Source organism: Pedococcus sp. P5_B7 (genome assembly GCF_054049895.1).
In genome coordinates this window covers 90,157-108,144 of sequence record NZ_JBFULM010000005.1, presented here as the reverse complement: position 1 = coordinate 108,144, position 17,988 = coordinate 90,157, and the positions used below count along the sequence as shown (strand labels likewise).

Genomic DNA, 17,988 nt, shown 5'->3' with positions numbered 1-17,988 from the left:
GCCCGCGCGGGTGGCGCGGGTCGGGCCGGCGGACGGGACGCGGGTCATGCTGTGAATGATGCGGCCGTCACTCGGGATCGGCCACGGCGACGCGCGCGGCACGCAGGATCTGCTCGCCGGCGCGGTAGCCGGGCTGGAGCACCTGGACCACGGTGGTCGAGTCGGTGGGTTGCACCGAACCGTCCTGCGGCCAGGCCGTGTGCATCAGCGCCTCGTGCAGGTTCGGGTCGAACTGCTCACCGGCAGCGCCGTAGCGCTCCAGCCCGAACTTGCCGAGGGTGGACTCCAGCTTGTCGGCGATGGCCGCGAACGGTCCGTCGGCGAGGTCGCCGTGCTCCCTCGCCGCGTGGATGTCGTCGAGCACCGGAAGCAACGCCTCGATGACGGACTGGGCGGCACGCTCCTGCACGACGGCCCGGTCACGGTCGACGCGGCGCTTGTAGTTGACGTACTCCGCCTGCAGGCGCTGCAGGTCGGCGAGCCGCTCCCCCGCAAGAACCGTGTCGGGATGGAGGTCGGCCGAGTCGGACGACTCCTCGCCGGCCGGCTCGGTGGCGTCACCGGCGCGCTGCGGGTCGGCACCCTCGTCGAGGATGTCCCCCTGCAGCGGGGCCGCCTCGGCGGTGGTGGGCGGGGCGGTCTCGCCGGCGCCCACCACCCCCTCGGCACCGTCAGGCGTGGGGGCCTGGTCGGTCACTTCTTCTCCTCGTCGTCCTCGACGACCTCGGCGTCGACCACGTCGTCGTCGGACGCACCCGGGTCGGCGGAGCCGGCGTCGTCAGGAGCCGCGCCGTCACCAGCGGTGCCGGCCTGCTCGGACTCGGCGGCCGCGGCATACATCGCGGTGCCCAGCTTCTGAGACTCCTCGGAGAGCTTCGAGGTCTTGGCCGAGATGTCCTCGGGCGTGGCGCCCGACTCCGGCTTCAGGGCCTCCTTGAGGTCCGCGAGGGCAGCGTCGACGTCGGCACGACCGTCGGCCGGGAGCTTGTCGGCGTTGTCGCCCAGGAACTTCTCGGTCGAGTAGACGAGGTTCTCGGCGGTGTTGCGGGCCTCGGTCTCCTCGCGACGCTTCTTGTCCTCGTCGGCGTGGGCCTCGGCCTCCTTGATCATCCGCTCGATGTCCTCCTTGGCGAGGGCGGAGCCACCGGAGATGGTGATCTTCTGCTCCTGGCCGGTGCCGCGGTCCTTGGCGGACACGTTGACGATGCCGTTGGCGTCGATGTCGAAGGTGACCTCGACCTGCGGCACGCCACGCGGAGCCGGCGCGATGCCGCTGAGCTCGAAGGTGCCCAGCTGCTTGTTGTGCTGCGCGATCTCACGCTCGCCCTGGAAGACCTGGATCAGCACGCTCGGCTGGTTGTCCTCGGCAGTGGAGAACACCTCGGAGCGCTTGGTCGGGATGGCCGTGTTGCGCTCGATGAGCTTGGTGAACAGGCCGCCCTTGGTCTCGATGCCGAGCGACAGCGGCGTGACGTCGATGAGCAGGACGTCCTTGCGCTCACCCTTGAGGACACCGGCCTGCAGGCTCGCGCCCACGGCCACGACCTCGTCGGGGTTGACGCCCTTGTTGGGCTCCTTGCCGCCGGTGAGCTCCTTGACGAGCGTGCTCACGGCGGGCATGCGGGTCGAGCCACCGACGAGGACCACGTGGTCGATGTCGGACAGCGCGATGCCGGCGTCCTTGATGACGTTCTGGAACGGCTGACGGGTCCGGTCGAGCAGGTCCTTGGTCAGCTGCTCGAACTGGGCGCGGCTGATCGTCTCCTCGAGGTGGATCGGGCCGTTCTCGGACATCGAGAGGTACTGCATCGACACGTTGGTGCTGGTCGAGGAGGAGAGCTCCTTCTTGGCCTGCTCCGCCGCGTCCCGCAGCCGCTGCATCGCGATCTTGTCCTTGGACAGGTCGACACCCGAGGTGTTCTTCACGGTGGTGAGGAGGTGGTTGACGATGCGCTCGTCCCAGTCGTCGCCACCGAGCTGGTTGTCACCGCTGGTCGCGCGGACCTGGATGGTCGAGAAGCCGTCGTCCGGGTCCTTGCCGACCTCGAGGAGGGACACGTCGAAGGTGCCACCACCGAGGTCGAAGACGAGGATGAGCTCGTCCTCCTTGCCCTTGTCGAGGCCGTACGCGAGCGCCGCGGCGGTGGGCTCGTTGATGATGCGCAGGACGTTGAGGCCGGCGATCTCACCGGCCTCCTTGGTGGCCTGGCGCTCGTGGTCGTCGAAGTACGCGGGGACGGTGATGACGGCGTCGGTCACGTCCTCACCGAGGTAGGACTCGGCGTCGCGCTTGAGCTTCTGCAGGATGCGGGCGCTGATCTCCTGCGCGGTGTAGGTCTTGCCGTCGATCTCCGGCGACTTCCAGTCGGTGCCGATGTGGCGCTTGACGGAACGGATCGTCCGGTCGACGTTGGTGACGGCCTGGCGCTTGGCGATCTCGCCGACCAGCACCTCACCGCCCTTGGAGAACGCCACGACGGACGGGGTCGTGCGACCGCCCTCCGCGTTGGCGATGATCGTCGGCTCCCCGCCCTCGAGGACGGCGACGGCCGAGTTGGTGGTACCGAGGTCGATGCCGACCGCACGTGCCATGGTGAATCTCCTGTTGCGTTGGGGTTGAGTTGCCTGCACTCAAGTTAGGAGCCGGTATGCCGCATGGCAAATCCAAGCGCCAAACTTGCGTTCACTTCGCTCAACTTCGTGCGGGAGGAGATTGTTCCCGCAGATGACAGGATCTGTCGGTCAGTCCTCGCCGCGGGCGACGCCGTGCCAGTAGGCGGCGATCTCGCTGCCCTCGCGGAGGACGGCGTCCGGCTCGGGCGGGGCCGGCCAGAGCTGCAGGAGGTAGCGGTCGGGCGCGGTCTCGTCATCCTCCGGGGTGTCGAGCTCCTGCCCCTCGTCCATCCCGGCGACGCAGTAGCGCGCCCGGTGCCACCCGGGCTGGGGGATCGTGCACCCGTAGGCGCTCTCGAAGGTCGCGATCGTCAGGTCGGGCGTGGACAGCTCGACCGAGACCTCGACGACGTCCTCCCACTCCTCGTCGACCTCGGGCGCGTCCTCGCTCCACGTGACGACCAGGGGGACCTCGCCGGTGTGGAGCCCCGTCACCATGCCGAGCTGGTGCGGGACCTGCGCGCCGACGAGCCCGTTGGCCTGACCGCGGCGCGCCCCGACCAGGTCGTCGGACTCGTCGCCACTGCCGTCCGGGTCTGAGTAGAGGTCGATGAAGCCGTAATGGACGTCGACGAGACCTGCGAACACCTCGGGCATGCGGCCAGCCTCTCGCGGCTGACCCGGAGCGAGCAATCCGCCCGCGACTTCTGGCCGACGGTGTCGCACAACGGGCGGGTTTCGGAGTGGTCTTGAGGCACCAGTGGCCAGAAGTCGGGGGGTCAGGGGGTGTGGGTGGCGAGGAACCGGGTCAGCGAGTCGCCCCAGGCGGCCCAGCCGGCCGGGTTGGGGTGGTAGACCTCCGCCTGTCGTCCGCCCTTGGTGCCGAACCCGACGAACCACGGGCCTGCCTTCGAGCCGGCCGGGGCCTTGGCGCCGAGCTCGTGGCCCGCGAAGACGGTCGCGGCCGAGGTGTCGAGGTAGGTGCGCTCACGCCCGGGGCCTGATGCCCTGACGGCGTCGACCACTCGTTGCTGCACCGCCGTGCCGGCCTTCCCGAGCGCGCGGATCCCGCGGTTCGCGTCGTAGCCGCCCTGCTCCATCAGCGGTCGGTCGGGCGCGAGGAGGGGATAGCTGCGCAGGACGAGGGTCGCGTCGGGCCGCATCCGCGAGCGCACCTGCGTGAGCGCGACGGTGAGGTCGGACTGCAGTTGGGGCAGTAGGCGGTTCGCGCGGGAGATGCCGTCGGCGCAGCCCCCGTCGGCAGTGCCCGTGCCGAACAGGAAGCACTGGAGCACGATGCTCCCGAAGCCGACGTCGTTGCCGCCGATGGTCAGCACCACCACGTCTGCCGTGCGGTCCACGACGTCGACCTGGGCGGGGTGGGCCTGGTCACGGGCGTGGGTCAGGTCCGCCACGACAGCCCCGCTGCACGAGACGTCGACGACCACGGCCCGCACCTGCGCGGCATACCGGCGTCCTGCGCTCAGCGGCGTGCGGAAGCACGCGTCGACGTAACCCCCGGCACCGTTGCCCGCCGAGTAGGAGTCACCGAGCAGCACGACCTTGTCGAGCCGTTCGAGGGGTGGCGGCGCAGGGGTGCCGCTCGACCCCGCGACGGCCAGCCCGGCACCACCGAGCACGGACACGGCCAGGAGGGGCACGGCGAGCCTGGTCCACCGCATCAGCCGCACCTCCTCACCGTCGGGCTCTCACGCTACGTCGACACCCTGCGCGTCAGCCGACCGCCTCTGCCGGATGAGGGATCCGGTCGTGGCACCTTCCCGTCCGTCCGAGGTATGCCCCGTGGACTGTCAGTGGGTCCACCTACCGTGTGCGTCATGGCCGAGAAGCGTCCGTCACACCTGAGGGTGGTCCCCACCCCGTCCGCCCCCGGGCGGACTCCTGAGGTCTCGCGCGCCGACACCGACCCAACCGGGAACTACTGGGCCGAGCTCCAGGCCCTGCGCGACGAGCGCCGCAGACTACGCGCCGGCTGACCCCCGGCTGGTTCGGTTCCGCTCGGGTAGCGTCGCCGCTCGTGGACGACCGACTCTTCGCGCGCACCGTGGCCGGGCTGGCGGCCCACGACGCCGACCTCGCCGCGCTCGTGGCCGCCCACGGCATACCTCCGCTGTGGCTGCGGCCACCAGGCTTCGCGAGCCTGGTCCTGTTCATCCTCGAGCAGCAGGTCTCGCTCGCGTCGGCGGCCGCGGCGTATCGCAAGGTGCTCGAGCGCGTGGGCACGATGGTGCCCGAAGCCCTGCTCGAGACCACGCCGGACGACCTGCGGGTCGACGGGGTGTCCCGCCAGAAGGATCGCTACCTGCGGGCGTTGGCCGCCGCGGTCGTGACCGGCGAGCTCGACCTGCTCGGGCTGGTCGCCCTGTCCGACGACGAGGCGCGACGAGCGCTCATCGCCCTGCCGGGCATCGGACGCTGGACGGCCGACGTCTACCTGCTCGCCTGCCTGGGCCGTCCGGACCTCTGGCCGGTCGGCGACCGAGCACTGCAGGTTGCTGCGGCCGAGGCACTGGGGCTCGACGACGTGCCCGACCAGGCCGCGCTGGAGGCGCTGGGCGAGAGGTGGCGACCGCACCGTTCGACCGCGGCGCGGCTGCTCTGGCACGGCTACCTCGTGCGGCGCGGCCGGTCGGAGACACCACTCAGCGTCCTCGGCTGACCCACGACCCGCTGGTGGACGGAGCGCGGCGTCAGCCGGCAGTGACCTCGCGGGCGAGGGCTGGTGGCATGTAGTCGTAGCGGACGAAGCTGCGGGTGAAGGTGCCGGTGCCGTGCGAGACCGAGCGCAGGTCGACCGGGTAGCGGGCGAGCTCGTGGGCCGGCACCTCCGCGTGGATGACGGTGCGCCCACCCACGTCGGAGGGCTCGGTGCCGTGCACCTGGCCCCGACGGCCGCGCAGGTCGGCCAGGACCCCGCCGACCGCGTCGTCGCTGACCTCGATGTGCACCTCGTCGACGGGTTCGAGCATGGCGACCGTGGAGTCGTTGGCCGCCTCACGCAACGCCATGCCCGCCGCGGTCTGGAACGCCATGTCGGAGGAGTCGACCGAGTGGGCCTTGCCGTCGACGAGGGTGATCCGCACGTCGACCACGGGGTAGCCAGCCAGCACCCCTCTCTCGAGCTGGTTCCGGGCGCCCTTCTCCACGGAGGGGATGAAGTTCCGGGGCACCGCGCCGCCGACGACCTTGTCGACGAACTCGATGCCGGCGCCGCGCTCCAGGGGCTCGATCTCGAGGTGACAGACGGCGTACTGGCCGTGCCCACCCGACTGCTTCACGAGCCGGCCCTGCACCTTGGTGGGCCGGACGAAGGTCTCGCGCAACGAGGTGCGCACCGGCTCGACCTCGACGGGGACGTGGTAGCGGGAGTCGAGGGTGGCGATCAGCTGGTCGACGTGCGCCGGGCCCATCGCCCACAGCACGAGCTGGTGGGTCTCGGCGTTGTGCTCGAGCCGCATCGTGACGTCCTCGGCCACCACCCGTTGCAACGCGGTCGCGAGCTTGTCCTCGTCGCCCTTCGACCTGGCGTGGATCGCCACGGGCAGCAACGGGTTGGGCAGCAGCCAGGGCTCGACGAGGGCCGGCTTGTCCTTGCGCGACAACGTGTCCGAGGTCTCGGCACCGGCGAGCTTGGCGACGACGACCACGTCACCGGCGATCCCGGCGGCGATCGGTCGCGTCTCGTCGCCCACGGGCGCTGAGAGTGGTCCGATCCGCTCGTCATCGGTGTCGTGGTCGGCGTGCTCGTCCACGAGGTGGCTCGCGAAGTGCTGGAGGTGACCGGAGATGTGCACCGGATCGTCGGGTCGCAGCGTGCCGGAGAACACCCGCACGAGTGACTGACGTCCGACGAACGGGTCGGTCGTCGTGCGCACGACCTCGGCCACGAGTGGGCCAGCGGGGTCGCAGGTGACCGGGCCGAAGTCACCGCCAGCCGGGGTGTAGACCGTGGGCACGGCTGCCCCCACAGGAGACGGGAAACCCCTCTCGCACAGCTCGAGGAGCGCCCCGACGCCGATGCCGCTCGGAGCGTGGGTCGGCAGGATCGGGAAGAAGCGGGCCGTCGCGATGGCGAGGCGCAGGTCGCCGGAGACGGCCTCGGTGTCGACCTCTTCGCCCCCCAGGTAGCGCTCGAGGAGCCCTTCGTCCTCGGACTCCTCGATCACGGACTCGATCAGCTCGCCCCGCTGGGCGTCGATCAGCTCTCCCTCGTCGGTGCTGGGCTCCCGGTCGGCCTCACCGCCACCGGGGCGCTGCTCGGTCACGCTGCGGCGCAACAGGTTCAGCAGTCCGGTGACCGCGCCGTCGACCACCAGCGGCAAGGCCAGTGGCTCGGCGTCACCGAACGCCCGCTGGCACCCGGCGACGGTCGCCTCGAAGTCGGCCCGCGCCTGCTCGAGGCGCGTGATGGCGACGGCGCGCGGCATACCGAGCACCTCGCACTCGCGCCACAGCAGCCGGGTCGGCTCGTCCACGCCGTCAGCCGCGGCCACGACGAAGATGGCCGCGTCGGCAGCCCGCAGCCCGGCCCGCACGTCGCCCATGAAGTCGGGGTGACCGGGGGTGTCGAACAGGTTGAGGGTGACCTCACCGCTCGGGATCGAGGCGGCCGTCAGGGACTGGGTCGCGGTGAGGTCGCCCCCTTCACGAGCGCGGCGGCCCGGGATCCGGGCCGCCACGAGCTGGTCGAACAGTGCCGTCTTGCCGGCCCCGCTCGCTCCCACCAGGACCACGTTGCGGATCTGCTCCGGCGAGGAGGGGCCCGCGGCGTCGCTGACACGGTTCATGGAAGTCACCTTGCTCCGGTCCCCACCGCGCCGCAAGAGGTCTCCGCCGCCGGCACCAGGCCACGCTACGGCCCCAGGGCTCCGATCGGGATGACGACGATGCCGTCCTCGCGCGTGTAGCCGTAGCCGCCCGCCGCGGTGATGACGCCGAGGACAGCGGGTTTGCCGATCTTGTCTGTGTCGACCTTGGCGGCGAACCTGCGCAGACCAGCCGCTCCGTCGTTGACGCCTTGCTCCCCGCCGAGCTTGACCTCGAAGGCTCCCCAACCGCCGTCCCGAAGCTGGATGACGATGTCGACCTCGAGGGAGTCGCTGTCGCGGTAGTGGTGAATGGTCGCGTCGAGTGGGGTTGCGTAGACGCGGGCGTCCCTGACGACCAAGGATTCGAAGAGGAGTCCCAGGTAGCTCAGGTCGTCCAGCAGCCGGTTCGGTCCAGCACCCACGGCGGCCGCCGCCAGAGAGGGGTCGATCAGGTGGGTCCGGCTAGCGGTGCGCAGGGTCGCCCGGGACCGCAGGTGGGTGCTCCACGGCGGCTGCTCCTCCAGGACCATGAGTCGTCGCAGCCCATCGAGGAAGTCGTAGATGGTGGTGCGCGCGATGGTGCCCTCTTCGCCTTCGACTTCGGCGGCCAGCCTGGCGATCTTCTGCTCCATGGCGACGTTGCGAGCCAGCGCCTGGAGGAGTCGCTGGACGAGGGCGGGGTTGCGCCGGCTTCCATCGACACGGGAGATGTCGACCTCGGCGATGGTGCGCACGTAGTCGGCGTTGGCCTGCGCGGCGGCAGCGATGGGCAGGTTGAGGTTGAGTGGCCAGCCGCCCCGGACGACGAGCTCGGCGATGTCGGGGACAGTGAGAGGCGCGGTGGCAGTGGGCCGCTCACCGGCGAGCAAGGCTGCCAAGGACATGGCCCCGTTGGAGTGCCCGCTCTCGAACAGACTCATCGGGCGCATGATGAGACGGGCGAATCGCCCAGCTCCGGTATGGCGCCGTGCGTCGTCTTCGGGCACGGCTGATCCGGTCAGCACGTACTGGCCTGGGGAAGCGCGCCGGTTCACTTCGCTGCGGACGTGGTTCCAGACGCGGGTGGCTTCGAGCTGCCATTCGTCGACGAGCTGAGGAGGGTGGCCGTTGAGGACGAGCGCAGGGTCGACACGGACCGCCTCCAAGGCCCCCTGATCGGTATCGAGGTACACCTGGCTCGCCGTGAACTGCTCGGCCGTGAACGTCTTGCCACACGCTTTGGGACCTTCGACGAGTACTGCGCCGGCGGACTGCAAGCGGAGCTTCAGGACTTCATCGAGCACACGTGGTCGGTATTCACGCGCCGTGCCAGCGAGGGTGCCCATGCAGTCAGGCTACACTTCACGCGTCCTGAAGGCTACACTTTGAGAACCCATTGAACTACACTCCGGGCGATTCATAGGCTACACTTCGGAATCTGTGCCTCTCCGTGGATGCATGACCCACCGCGCCGCACGAGGTCTTCGAAGCCGGCACTCGGGTCAGCGAACGAGGACCGCCACCGCGAGAGGGAGCACGCTGGCGGCGACCACGAGCCAGTCGGCTCGTCGCCAAGGGGCGGGCTCCGCCCAGGTGCGCCGGTATGCCGTGGCGAACCCCCGCGAGTCCATCGCCACGGCGAGCGCGGCCGCGGACTGCAACGAGCGGACGAGCATGCCGATCGTCAGGGCCGACAGCTCGGCGAGCACCGATCGAGGCGAGCGCGCGGAGGCTCCGATGCCACGCACCCGGCGGGCCCGGGCGATCTCGGACCAGATCTCACCGAAGGTGTGCACCCGCTGCAGTGCCGCGGCCACGGCCACGACCGGGCGGGCGGGAAGGCGGAGCCGCTGCCCCAGGTGGTCGCCGAGGGCGTCGGCGTCGACGTGCTGGATCAACACGGCCGAGGGGAAGACGATGATGAGCACCCGCAGGCCCGCGGTGAAGGCGGTGTCGGTGTCGTGGCCCCCGAGCAGCCAGGTCGACCAGGCCACGGACAGGGCGCCCAGCACCCCGGGTCCCAGGCGCAGGAGGACTCCCCGCAGCCGACCGGTGGGGGCCGGTCCGTGTCCTGGCGCCCAGAGTGCGATCACCGCGAGCACGGCCTGGGCCGCGAGCACGACCAGGCTGGTGGACCACCGCGGCGAGACGACCCCCGCGGGGATGGCGAGGCTCGACCCCGCCAACAGCGACAGGGGTCCCGCCCGGGCCACCACCGGGCGGCGGCGGGCCGGCGCGGGTGGCGGCTGGACCGGTCGCTCGATCACCGTGACCGCGTCGGCCCGACTGGTCACGGCGTCGTCGTGCGTGGTGAGGACGATCGCCGTCCCGGTGTCGCGCAGCGCCTCGACGATGCCCATGACGGCAGCCCAGGTGAGCCGATCCTGACCGACGGTGGCTTCGTCGGCACACACCAACGCCGGCTGGTGGACCACCACCGACGCCATCGCGAGCCGACGCTGCTCCCCACCCGAGAGGTGTCGGGGGTCGGCCTGCTCCAGATGAGCGAGGCCGAGGTGGGCCAGCAGCGCGCGGGCCCGCTCCAGTGCCTCGGACTCGACCAACCCGACCGCTCGCGACGTGGTCATCACCTCGTCGAGCACGGTGTGGCTGACGATCGTCGAGCTGGCCCACTGCGGCACCCAGGCCACCCGGCGGGCCAGGTCGACCGTGCCCAGCCCACGCGGGTCGCGCTCCCCCTCGACCGCGAGGTCGGGCCGCAGCCGAACCTCGCCGCCTTGCCGCTGCAACAGCCCGGCCAGCGCGAGCAGGAAGGTCGACTTCCCGGCGCCACTGGGGCCCACCAGGGCGTGCACCTGTCCGGCGCGAGCCTGGAACCACTGGTCCTGCACCGCGACCGTGGTGCGGGTCGATCCGTCGAGTGCGCGCACCGACCGGCTGATGGTGACGTCTGCGGCGTCGAGGGTCAGCACGTTGGCGCCCGTCGACGACGGCTCGAACACCCCAGCCGGTATGCCGCGCGGTTGCGGGTCCGGGATCCCTGGCACCCAGATGCCTTGGGCTGCAAGAGATTCCCCGTGCAGGGCCAGCACCGAGGCGGTCTCCCCGTCCGCCACGATCCGGCCCGTCGAGTCGAGCACGACCAGCCTGTCGACCAGGTCGAGCCAGGGGCCGAGCCGGTGCTCCACGACGACCGTCGTCAGGCCTCGGGACCGCGTCACCCAGTCGACCGTCGCGCGCACGGTGTCGGCGTTCGCGGGGTCGAGCATCGCCGTGGGTTCGTCGAGCAGCAGGACCGCGGGCTCGAGGGCGAGCGCTCCCGCCAGGGCGAGCCGTTGCTGCTCACCCCCGGACAGGGCGTGCGTGGGGGTGTCCTGCGGCATCTGGAGACCCACCGCGGCCAGCGCGGCCGTGACGCGCGCCGGCATGTCGGCGCGCGGCATACCGATGTTCTCGAGGCCGAAGGCCACGTCACGTCCGACGGTCGCCGACACGATGCCCGTGCCGGGCTCCTGGAGGACGAGGCCGACATCGCCGGCACGGGTCCCCGGGATGGCACCGTCGAGCAGCACGGTGCCACCGCGCTCACCCGAGTCGGCGACCTCAAGCACCCCGGCCAGCCCACGCAGGAGCGTGGACTTGCCGGAGCCGCTCGGGCCGACAAGGAGGACCCGCTGGCCGGCCGGGATGTCGAGGTCGAGTCCGGGGATGACCGGGTCGCGACGCCCGTAGGGCCGCCAGGTCAGTCCCCGGACCTCGAGGTGCCCCCGACGCCCCGATGAGGCGCCGGGACCGGGGTGATCAGACAGCGCGTGACTCCCGGGCTTCCTGTCCTGCGGGGAAGGCACCCAGTGCGCCAGCCCGTGCGAGCGCCTTGGTCAGCAGCCAGCCACCCGCACCGGCGACGAGGCCTCCGCTGAAGGTGAGGATCCCGGCATACGCGAGCTTCCAGGTGAGTGCCCAGTCCTTGATCCAGTTGGTCGACTCGTACCCGGCCTCGAGCGGGCCTGCGAGCGCCCCCGCGGCCACTGCCGCGACCAGTCCGAAAGCGGTATAGCCGAACAGGGCGAAGGCCAGCTCGGTGCCAACCCCCTGGACGACTCCGGAGACCAGCGTCGTGGCCCCCCACTGCGTGCCGGGGAGCATCGAGACGAGCGCGGCGATGACCTCGCAGGCCAGCGCTGCTCCCGGACGCCGGATGACCAGACCGCCCACGACGCCGGCCATGAACCAGGGCCCGGCGAAGAGGCCGGACAGCGGCGGGAAGCCGACGCTGATGGCGTTGGCCGGGGCTTCGTAGGCAAGGCCCCAGCCCCAGTAGGCGATGCCGAACGCGGCGCCGAGGAACGTGACCGTGAGCAGGTCGACCGTGCGCCAGCCGGTCAAGGGCGCCGCCGCGCGGATGCTGCGGCGGCGGGGCGTGGTGGGTGTGGATGAGGTGGTGTCGGCCGAGGCCGGGGTGTTGGTGGTGCTCATGTGTCCTTCTCCCGTGGAATCCGGTGGATACCTCGGGGAGACAGCTGCCGAACGAGGAGCACCTGTGGTGGCGCACTCGCCCGACAGGTGTCTGAGATCTCGACTCCCTACGCCGGTGCGAACCGGATCAGGTGTGAGGGTCTGCGGTCTCCCGCACTCTCAGCGCTCACGCGCTCCCCTGTCGTTACGCGTCGAAGACTACTCCACGATGTGACAGGGTGGAGGCGCAGGTCAGCAGCAGTTTGCGGCGGCCGGAGGGCGATCGGAACGGAGAGGTGCGACATGGGACCACTGGTGTGGCGAGTGCTCGGGACCGGGTCGGCGGTGCTCGCCGGCGTGATCGCCAACAAGCTGGTCACCACCGTCTGGAAGAAGGCCGGCCGTGACGCCGTGGTCGACCCCCGCGACCCGCGGACGCCGTGGAAGGACGCCGTCGCGTTCGCGGCGCTGACCGGGCTGGCCGCCGGCGCGGCCAGGGTCATCGCGACCCGCAAGGCGGCCGAGTACTACCAGAAGTCGGCCGGCCACCTCCCCAAGGCCATGCAGGAGGGCGACGCCTGACGCGTCGCTACAGGTCGAGGGCCCGGGCGATCGGGACACCGGCGCGGTAGGGCAGGTGGACGTGCGAGGGCGCGTCGAGCACCGTCAGGTCTGCCCGCGCGCCGACCTCGATGCGACCGATGTCGTTGCGCCGCAACGACTTCGCTGAGCCGACGGTGGCAGCGAGCACGGCCTGACCGGGCGTCAGCCCCATCTCGCGCACCGCGAGCGCGATGACGAACGGCATCGACGACGAGTAGCAGGTGCCGGGGTTGCAGTCGGTCGCGAGCGCGATCGACACCCCGGCCCGCAGCAGGGCGGCCGCGTCCGGGTAGGGCGACCGGGTCGAGAACTCGACGCCCGGCAGGAGGGTGGCCACCGTCGTGTCGGCCGCGCCAGAGAGCGCCTCGACGTCCGCGTCGGACAGGTAGGTGCAGTGGTCCACGCTGGCCGCGCCCAGCTCGACCGCGAGGCGCACGCCGGGTCCGTGGCCGAGCTGGTTGCCGTGCACCCGCAGCTCCAGCCCCGCCTGTCGTCCGGCGACCAGCACCGCGAGCGCCTCGTCCTCGGTGAAGGCGTGGGCCGAGTGCGGCTCGCAGAAGACGTCGACCCACCGTGCGTGCGGGACCGCAGCCTCCAGCATCGGCCCGGTGACCAGCTCGAGGTATGCCGCGCGGTCACCGGCGTACTCGCGTGGCACCACGTGCGCGCCGAGGAAGGTGGTCTCCGGGGTGAACTCGCGGGCGATGCGCAGCGCCCGGGCCTCGTCCTCGACCGTCAGGCCGTATCCGCTCTTGATCTCGACGGTCGTCGTGCCCTGGGCGCGCATCTCCCCGACCCGGGCGGCGACCAGCGCCCGCAGCTCGTCGTCGGTGGCGTCTCGGGTCGCCGCGACCGAGACCCCGATCCCACCCCCGTCGTAGGGCGTCCCCGCCATGCGGGCGGCGAACTCGTCACCGCGGTCACCGGCGAACACGAGGTGCGCGTGGGAGTCGACGAAGCCGGGGAGCACGGCCCGACCGTCGACGTCGAGGACGCGGTCGGCCGCCGGCGCCTCCCTGGACGAGCCCACCCAGACGATCCTGCCGTCCGCCACGACGACGGCGGCGTCGTGGCGCAGGCCCAGCCCGTCTGGTGTGGTCCCGTCGCAGGTGACGAGCTCGCCGATGCCGGTGACGACGGTGCTGCTCACTGGTGGTCCCTGACGTCGGACAGCGCCTTGCCCAGCATCGCCGCCACGTCACCCAGCCGGTGTCGGCCGGACTCGACCACCACCTGTCCGCCCACGACGACGGTGTCGACATCGGATCGTGTTGCGCTGTAGAGGATCTGACCCGCCTTGGCGCCCGCCGTGTTGACGGTGTCGGTGCGGACCACGACGAAGTCGGCGGCCGCGCCGTCGGCGATGAGCCCGGCATCCTGCCACCCGAGGCTGCGGTAGCCGTCCACCGATGCGGCGGTCATCAGCTCGTCGGGTGTGAAGCGGCCGCGCTCGTTGCTGGCCAGTCGCTCGTGCATCTCCAGGCCCCTGACCTCCTCGAACGGGTCGATCACGGCGTGCTGGTCGGAGCCGAGCGAGAGCCGGGCGCCCGCCTCCGCCAGGGCACGCGCGGGGCCGATGCCGTCCGCGAGGTCGCGCTCGGTCGTGGGGCAGAAGCAGGCGGTCGACGAGGACCCACCGAGCAGCTGGATGTCGTGGTCGGACAGGTGGGTGGCGTGGACCGCGCTGAACCGGTCGCCCAGCAGCCCCGCCTCGTCGAGCAGCTCGGTGGGCGTGGCGCCGTAGAACATCTGGGTGGCGAGGTTCTCGGCGGGCTGCTCGCTCACGTGGGCGTGGACGATCCGGCCGCGGGTGACCTCGGCCATCGCCCGCAGGTCGTCGCGGGGCACGGCGCGCACCGAGTGGACGGCGGCACCGATCCGGGTGGTTGCGTCGGGGCTGAGTGCTGCTACTCGCGTGGCCCACCGGTCGACGTCGCCGTCGGTGAAGCGACGCTGGACGTCGTCGAGCGGCACGTGGCCGTCGCCCGCCAGACCACCGGCGAGGTAGCAGGTGTCGAGCAGCGTCAGCCGCAGGCCAGCCTCGCGAGCGGCCTCGATGAGCGCTGCCCCCATCGCGTTCGGGTCCGCGTAGGGCCGCCCGGACACGTCGTGGTGCAGGTAGTGGAACTCCCCGACCACGGTGGTGCCGGACAGCACCATCTCGGCGAACACCGCCCGGGCGAGGGCGAGGTAGGTGTCGGGCGTGAGGTGCCGCGTCACGGCATACATCTGCTGTCGCCAGGTCCAGAAGTTGCCGCCGTCGCCGTGGGTGCGGCCGCGCAGGGCGCGGTGGAAGGCGTGGCTGTGGGCGTTGGCCAGCCCGGGCAGGACGACTCCGTGGAGTCGCACGTCGCCGGCCTCCGCCCACGCGCGACGGCGCACCCCTGCGAAGACGCCGTCGACGACGTCGAACCGCACGTCGGTGGCCAGGCCCGTGGGGAGCCAGGCGTGCTCCGCCCAGTAGGTCGTCATGCCGCGTCCCCGGCGAGGTCCTCGAGGACCGCGGTGAGGGCGGCGACCCCTTCGAGGCAGTCGGACGTCTCGGCGAACTCCTCCGGGGAGTGCGAGACGCCAGTGGGGTTGCGGACGAAGAGCATGGCGGTGGGGATGCCGGCGTTCGCGAGGATGCCGGCGTCGTGCCCCGCCCCCGTGCCCAGCACTGGTATGCCGCCGAGCCGGGTGCCGAGCCGTGCGCTCAACGAGGTGTCGAACGGCGTGGACGGGGTCCACGACTCCTGGGTGATCCTGCCGCCCGACTGCTCGACCATGGCGGTGATGTCGGAGACCGCACGACGGACCGCGCGGGGGCTCGCGCCCCGGGCGTCGAGCCACCCGGTGACCGCGCTGGGGATCGCGTTGACGCCACCGGGCGTCACGGCGACCTTGCCGATGGTGGCGACGCACCCGTGCGTGATGGCAGCCTCGCGGGCGGCGAGCACCGCGGCGGCATACCCGAGCATCGCGTCGTGACGGTCCTCGAGCCTGGTCGTGCCCGCGTGGTTGGCCTCGCCGGCGAAGTCGAGGCGCCACCGGCCGTGCGGCCAGATGTCGCTGCCGACCGCGACGGGGTGGTCGAGGTCGATGAGCCCGCGGCCCTGCTCGACGTGCAGCTCGACGAAGCTGCCGATGCGGCGCAGCGCGTCGTCGTCCCGACCGATCTGGTGGGGGTCGCGCCCGGCGGCCTTCAGCGCATCGGCCATCGACGTGCCGTCGGCGTCGGTGAGGCTGCGCGCGCGACGCGCGGTCATGGCTCCGGTGATGACGCGTGAGCCGGCGCAGGCGACCCCGAACCGGGCGCCCTCCTCGTCGACGAAGTTGACGACGCCGATCGGCCTGGACGGCTGGAACCCGTTGGCCTGCAGGGCGTCCACCGCCGCGAGGGCGCTGACGACCCCGAGTGGGCCGTCGAAGGCGCCACCGTCCGGCACGCTGTCGAGGTGGGAGCCGGTGACGACGCCCTTGTCCCCCTTGGCCGCGGCCGAGTCGGGGTCTCCCCACCAGGCCCACTGGTTGCCCATCCGGTCCTCGGTGAGGTCGAGCCCACGCGTCGCGCACTCGCCCGCGAACCACTCGCGCAGGTCGTGGTCCTCGCGCGTCCACGCGAACCGGCGGTAGCCGCCGCTCTGGGCGCTGCGTCCGACCGGTTGCAGGTCAGACCACATCGACTCGAAGCTCACGGTGTCCTCTCAGCTCTGCCCACGCCGACGGCGAGGTCCATGCGACGCTCTGCTCAACCGGCACCGAGACCATTCCACACCAGGGACCGCCGGCGCACGGCAGGACACCGGGCAATGCGTCTCGGATCCCAGACCAACGCCCGGCAGCGGCGTCGCGGCCCGGGACCTAGCATGACGACATGACCCAGGACACCGGCTCCGACCCTGCCCGGGACGCCACCCCGACCGAGGGCGAGGCGCGGGCCGCCGCGGCGCTGGCCGCCAGCGGGATCGAGCACACGACCACGCGGCACGGACGGGTCGGCTCCCTCGTGGAGGCGGCTGCTGCGAGGGGGGTCGAGCCGCAGGACATCATCAAGACCCTGGTCGTGCGGCGCGCCGAGGACGACTTCCTGTTCGTCCTCGTGCCCGGCGGCCGGGAGATCTCCTGGCCCAAGCTGCGGGCCCTGCTGGGCGTCAACCGGATGTCGATGCCTGATGCGGCCGTCGCCAAGGAGGTGACCGGCTACGAGCGCGGCACGATCACGCCCTTCGGCTCGACCACCCCTCTCCCCGTCGTCGCGGACGCGACCGTCAGCGGACGCCTGATCTCGATCGGCGCCGGGGCCCACGGCGTCGCCGCGACCGCACACTCCGACGATGTGCTCCGGGCCCTCGACGCGCAGGTCGCCGACGTCACCGAGCCCGCCTAGGGAGTCACCCAGCGCAGGCCGGTGAGGGTCGTCGAGTAGGGGTAGACCTCCTCGACGTCCTGCTGTCCCACTGGCTTGGAGCGGTCGAAGCTGGCCCGCACCTGGGTGGCGATGGTCCCGGCAGCGGTGTCCACCGTGACGATGCGCACCGGGTTGGTGTCGGGGGCGTGCATGGCCTGCAGGAACATCGCGACGGGGTGGCCGTCGGCGGCGGGCCTGGAGTCGGAGAAGACCTGACCGGTGTGCCCGGAGAAGGTCATGACGACGTTGGGGTAGACCTTGAGCGCGTCCCACAGCTGGGTCGAGGTGGTCGCGCCGTAGCCGCCGTTGGTCGTCGAGATCGACCCGTCGTTCTCGAGGAACATGTGCGTCAGCACGATGACGTTGTGGTGCGGGTGCGAGGCCACCACGCCGGTGGCCCAGTCGATGATCTGCTGTCGCGGCCAGATCTCGAGGCTGAGGACGAGCCAGTCGTCACCACCGGCGCGGAACGTGCGGAAACCGTTGTCGGACCTGCCCGGCTCGGCCAGCCCCTCGAAGCCGAAGTAGGACGGTGGGTAGTACGTGTTCCACAAGGTGGTGTCGCGCACCGTCACCGTGGTGTCGGCACCCGGACACGCCGCGCCCCCCTCGCAGACGGCCGCCGTGTCGTGGTTGCCGGGCGACGCGATGAACGGGATGCCGGCCGCCGCCAGCGCCGCGAACCGGGTGCTCATGCTGACCCACTGCTGGTGGTCGGGCGTGTCCCAGTCCTGGACGTCGCCGCTGTGCAGCACCCACTGCAGGTTCAGCTGCGCCCGGTGGGCGACGAGCCAGGCGATCCGCTTGTCGGTGCGGGGGTCCTGCGGCCTCACCTCGGGCTGGGTGTCCGGGATGACGGCGAAGGAGAAGGTGGTGGCCGGGTCGGCGATCGTGGGGATCGGCTCCACCGTCGGTTGCGGTGGGCCGGGCACCGCTGCCGTTCCGGTGGTCGTGGCGGTCGCCGGGGTGCCCGGCCGGCTGCGCGGCTCAGGTGTCGTGCACCCGACCATCATGAGGGCGAACGCGCACCCCAAGGCGCCGAGCCCGAGCGCGCGTCGTCCCCTCGCCCCTCGCCCCATGCACCGTCACCCACCTGAGTTGCACCGCCCCGTCAGGCCAGCGTATGCCGGGTGGTCACCACCCGGCATACGTCGTCCG

At 71.6% G+C, this 17,988-nt stretch carries 16 protein-coding genes, 1 pseudogene and 1 riboswitch; of the genes and pseudogenes, 4 read left to right on the top strand and 13 right to left on the bottom strand.

Annotated features, from left to right (window positions below; genetic code table 11):
- Positions 1-67: 67 nt before the first annotated feature.
- The 4 genes from grpE to ACXJKD_RS12765 form a co-directional block, all read right to left on the bottom strand.
- A complete protein-coding gene (grpE, locus tag ACXJKD_RS12780; protein WP_457254990.1) occupies positions 68-697 on the bottom strand; it encodes a nucleotide exchange factor GrpE in 630 nt (209 codons plus the stop codon).
- Entirely contained in the window at positions 694-2,592 is a 1,899-nt protein-coding gene (gene dnaK / locus ACXJKD_RS12775; RefSeq protein WP_457254989.1) for a molecular chaperone DnaK, read from the bottom strand. The genes grpE and dnaK overlap by 4 nt, the downstream gene beginning before the upstream one ends.
- A gap of 150 nt (positions 2,593-2,742) precedes the next feature.
- Positions 2,743-3,270 (bottom strand): hypothetical protein, encoded by a 528-nt coding sequence (locus ACXJKD_RS12770; RefSeq protein ID WP_457254987.1) that lies wholly within the window; start codon positions 3,268-3,270, stop codon positions 2,743-2,745.
- Between the two features lie 122 nt (positions 3,271-3,392).
- On the bottom strand, positions 3,393-4,295 hold the full coding sequence (locus ACXJKD_RS12765; protein WP_457254986.1) for an SGNH/GDSL hydrolase family protein: 903 nt from the start codon (positions 4,293-4,295) through the stop codon (positions 3,393-3,395).
- 156 nt (positions 4,296-4,451) lie between these two features.
- On the opposite strand from ACXJKD_RS12765, the gene ACXJKD_RS12760 reads away from it, so the two are divergent.
- Both ACXJKD_RS12760 and ACXJKD_RS12755 read left to right on the top strand, forming a co-directional pair.
- Entirely contained in the window at positions 4,452-4,610 is a 159-nt protein-coding gene (locus ACXJKD_RS12760; RefSeq protein WP_457254984.1) for a hypothetical protein, read from the top strand.
- Between the two features lie 41 nt (positions 4,611-4,651).
- Complete coding sequence (locus ACXJKD_RS12755) at positions 4,652-5,293, top strand: DNA-3-methyladenine glycosylase family protein (protein ID WP_457254983.1); 642 nt, start codon at positions 4,652-4,654, stop codon at positions 5,291-5,293.
- Positions 5,294-5,324: 31 nt separating this feature from the next.
- Here the strand turns inward: ACXJKD_RS12755 and ACXJKD_RS12750 are convergent, their stop codons facing one another.
- The 5 genes and pseudogenes from ACXJKD_RS12750 to ACXJKD_RS12730 form a co-directional block, all read right to left on the bottom strand.
- Complete coding sequence (locus ACXJKD_RS12750; RefSeq protein WP_457254982.1) at positions 5,325-7,421, bottom strand: elongation factor G-like protein EF-G2; 2,097 nt, start codon at positions 7,419-7,421, stop codon at positions 5,325-5,327.
- A gap of 65 nt (positions 7,422-7,486) precedes the next feature.
- Positions 7,487-8,362 carry an ATP-binding protein gene (locus tag ACXJKD_RS12745; protein WP_457255190.1) on the bottom strand — a complete coding sequence of 292 codons (876 nt, stop codon included), beginning with the start codon at positions 8,360-8,362 and terminating at the stop codon, positions 7,487-7,489.
- A 45-nt stretch (positions 8,363-8,407) separates the two neighbouring features.
- Positions 8,408-8,767 (bottom strand): annotated as a pseudogene (locus tag ACXJKD_RS12740) (ATP-binding protein); the annotation flags it as partial.
- A 156-nt stretch (positions 8,768-8,923) separates the two neighbouring features.
- A complete protein-coding gene (locus ACXJKD_RS12735) occupies positions 8,924-11,230 on the bottom strand; it encodes an ATP-binding cassette domain-containing protein (RefSeq protein WP_457254980.1) in 2,307 nt (768 codons plus the stop codon).
- Positions 11,184-11,858 (bottom strand): ECF transporter S component, encoded by a 675-nt coding sequence (locus ACXJKD_RS12730; RefSeq protein WP_457254979.1) that lies wholly within the window; start codon positions 11,856-11,858, stop codon positions 11,184-11,186. The genes ACXJKD_RS12735 and ACXJKD_RS12730 overlap by 47 nt, the downstream gene beginning before the upstream one ends.
- Before the next feature lie 87 nt (positions 11,859-11,945).
- Positions 11,946-12,048, bottom strand: a riboswitch (TPP riboswitch).
- A gap of 92 nt (positions 12,049-12,140) precedes the next feature.
- Here ACXJKD_RS12730 and ACXJKD_RS12725 point away from each other — a divergent pair.
- Positions 12,141-12,419: a DUF4235 domain-containing protein gene (locus ACXJKD_RS12725; RefSeq protein ID WP_457254977.1), complete on the top strand. Its 279-nt coding sequence runs from the start codon at positions 12,141-12,143 to the stop codon at positions 12,417-12,419.
- Positions 12,420-12,426: 7 nt separating this feature from the next.
- On the opposite strand, the gene hutI is transcribed toward ACXJKD_RS12725, so the two are convergent.
- The 3 genes from hutI to ACXJKD_RS12710 are packed head-to-tail and all read right to left on the bottom strand — an operon-like array spanning position 12,427 to position 16,117.
- On the bottom strand, positions 12,427-13,590 hold the full coding sequence (hutI, locus tag ACXJKD_RS12720) for an imidazolonepropionase (protein ID WP_457254976.1): 1,164 nt from the start codon (positions 13,588-13,590) through the stop codon (positions 12,427-12,429).
- Positions 13,587-14,912: a formimidoylglutamate deiminase gene (locus tag ACXJKD_RS12715; RefSeq protein WP_457254975.1), complete on the bottom strand. Its 1,326-nt coding sequence runs from the start codon at positions 14,910-14,912 to the stop codon at positions 13,587-13,589. The genes hutI and ACXJKD_RS12715 overlap by 4 nt, the downstream gene beginning before the upstream one ends.
- Positions 14,909-16,117, bottom strand: coding sequence for an allantoate amidohydrolase (locus tag ACXJKD_RS12710; RefSeq protein ID WP_457254974.1), 1,209 nt, complete (start codon positions 16,115-16,117; stop codon positions 14,909-14,911). The genes ACXJKD_RS12715 and ACXJKD_RS12710 overlap by 4 nt, the downstream gene beginning before the upstream one ends.
- Positions 16,118-16,296: 179 nt before the next feature.
- Here ACXJKD_RS12710 and ACXJKD_RS12705 point away from each other — a divergent pair, with 179 nt between their 5' ends.
- Positions 16,297-16,809: an aminoacyl-tRNA deacylase gene (locus ACXJKD_RS12705; RefSeq protein ID WP_457254973.1), complete on the top strand. Its 513-nt coding sequence runs from the start codon at positions 16,297-16,299 to the stop codon at positions 16,807-16,809.
- On the opposite strand, the gene ACXJKD_RS12700 is transcribed toward ACXJKD_RS12705, so the two are convergent.
- A complete protein-coding gene (locus ACXJKD_RS12700) occupies positions 16,806-17,909 on the bottom strand; it encodes a metallophosphoesterase (protein WP_457254971.1) in 1,104 nt (367 codons plus the stop codon). The genes ACXJKD_RS12705 and ACXJKD_RS12700 overlap by 4 nt on opposite strands.
- Positions 17,910-17,988 lie beyond the last annotated feature (79 nt).

Bases quoted from the DNA above. Each gene is read 5' to 3' on its own strand.
- dnaK (WP_457254989.1), bottom strand. From the start codon at position 2,592: ATGGCACGTGCGGTCGGCATCGACCTCGGTACCACCAACTCGGCCGTC.
- ACXJKD_RS12770 (WP_457254987.1), bottom strand. From the start codon at position 3,270: ATGCCCGAGGTGTTCGCAGGTCTCGTCGACGTCCATTACGGCTTCATC.
- ACXJKD_RS12765 (WP_457254986.1), bottom strand. From the start codon at position 4,295: ATGCGGTGGACCAGGCTCGCCGTGCCCCTCCTGGCCGTGTCCGTGCTC.
- ACXJKD_RS12760 (WP_457254984.1), top strand. From the start codon at position 4,452: ATGGCCGAGAAGCGTCCGTCACACCTGAGGGTGGTCCCCACCCCGTCC.
- ACXJKD_RS12750 (WP_457254982.1), bottom strand. From the start codon at position 7,421: ATGAACCGTGTCAGCGACGCCGCGGGCCCCTCCTCGCCGGAGCAGATC.
- ACXJKD_RS12745 (WP_457255190.1), bottom strand. From the start codon at position 8,362: ATGAGTCTGTTCGAGAGCGGGCACTCCAACGGGGCCATGTCCTTGGCA.
- ACXJKD_RS12730 (WP_457254979.1), bottom strand. From the start codon at position 11,858: ATGAGCACCACCAACACCCCGGCCTCGGCCGACACCACCTCATCCACA.
- ACXJKD_RS12725 (WP_457254977.1), top strand. From the start codon at position 12,141: ATGGGACCACTGGTGTGGCGAGTGCTCGGGACCGGGTCGGCGGTGCTC.
- ACXJKD_RS12715 (WP_457254975.1), bottom strand. From the start codon at position 14,912: ATGACGACCTACTGGGCGGAGCACGCCTGGCTCCCCACGGGCCTGGCC.
- ACXJKD_RS12705 (WP_457254973.1), top strand. From the start codon at position 16,297: ATGACCCAGGACACCGGCTCCGACCCTGCCCGGGACGCCACCCCGACC.
- ACXJKD_RS12700 (WP_457254971.1), bottom strand. From the start codon at position 17,909: ATGGGGCGAGGGGCGAGGGGACGACGCGCGCTCGGGCTCGGCGCCTTG.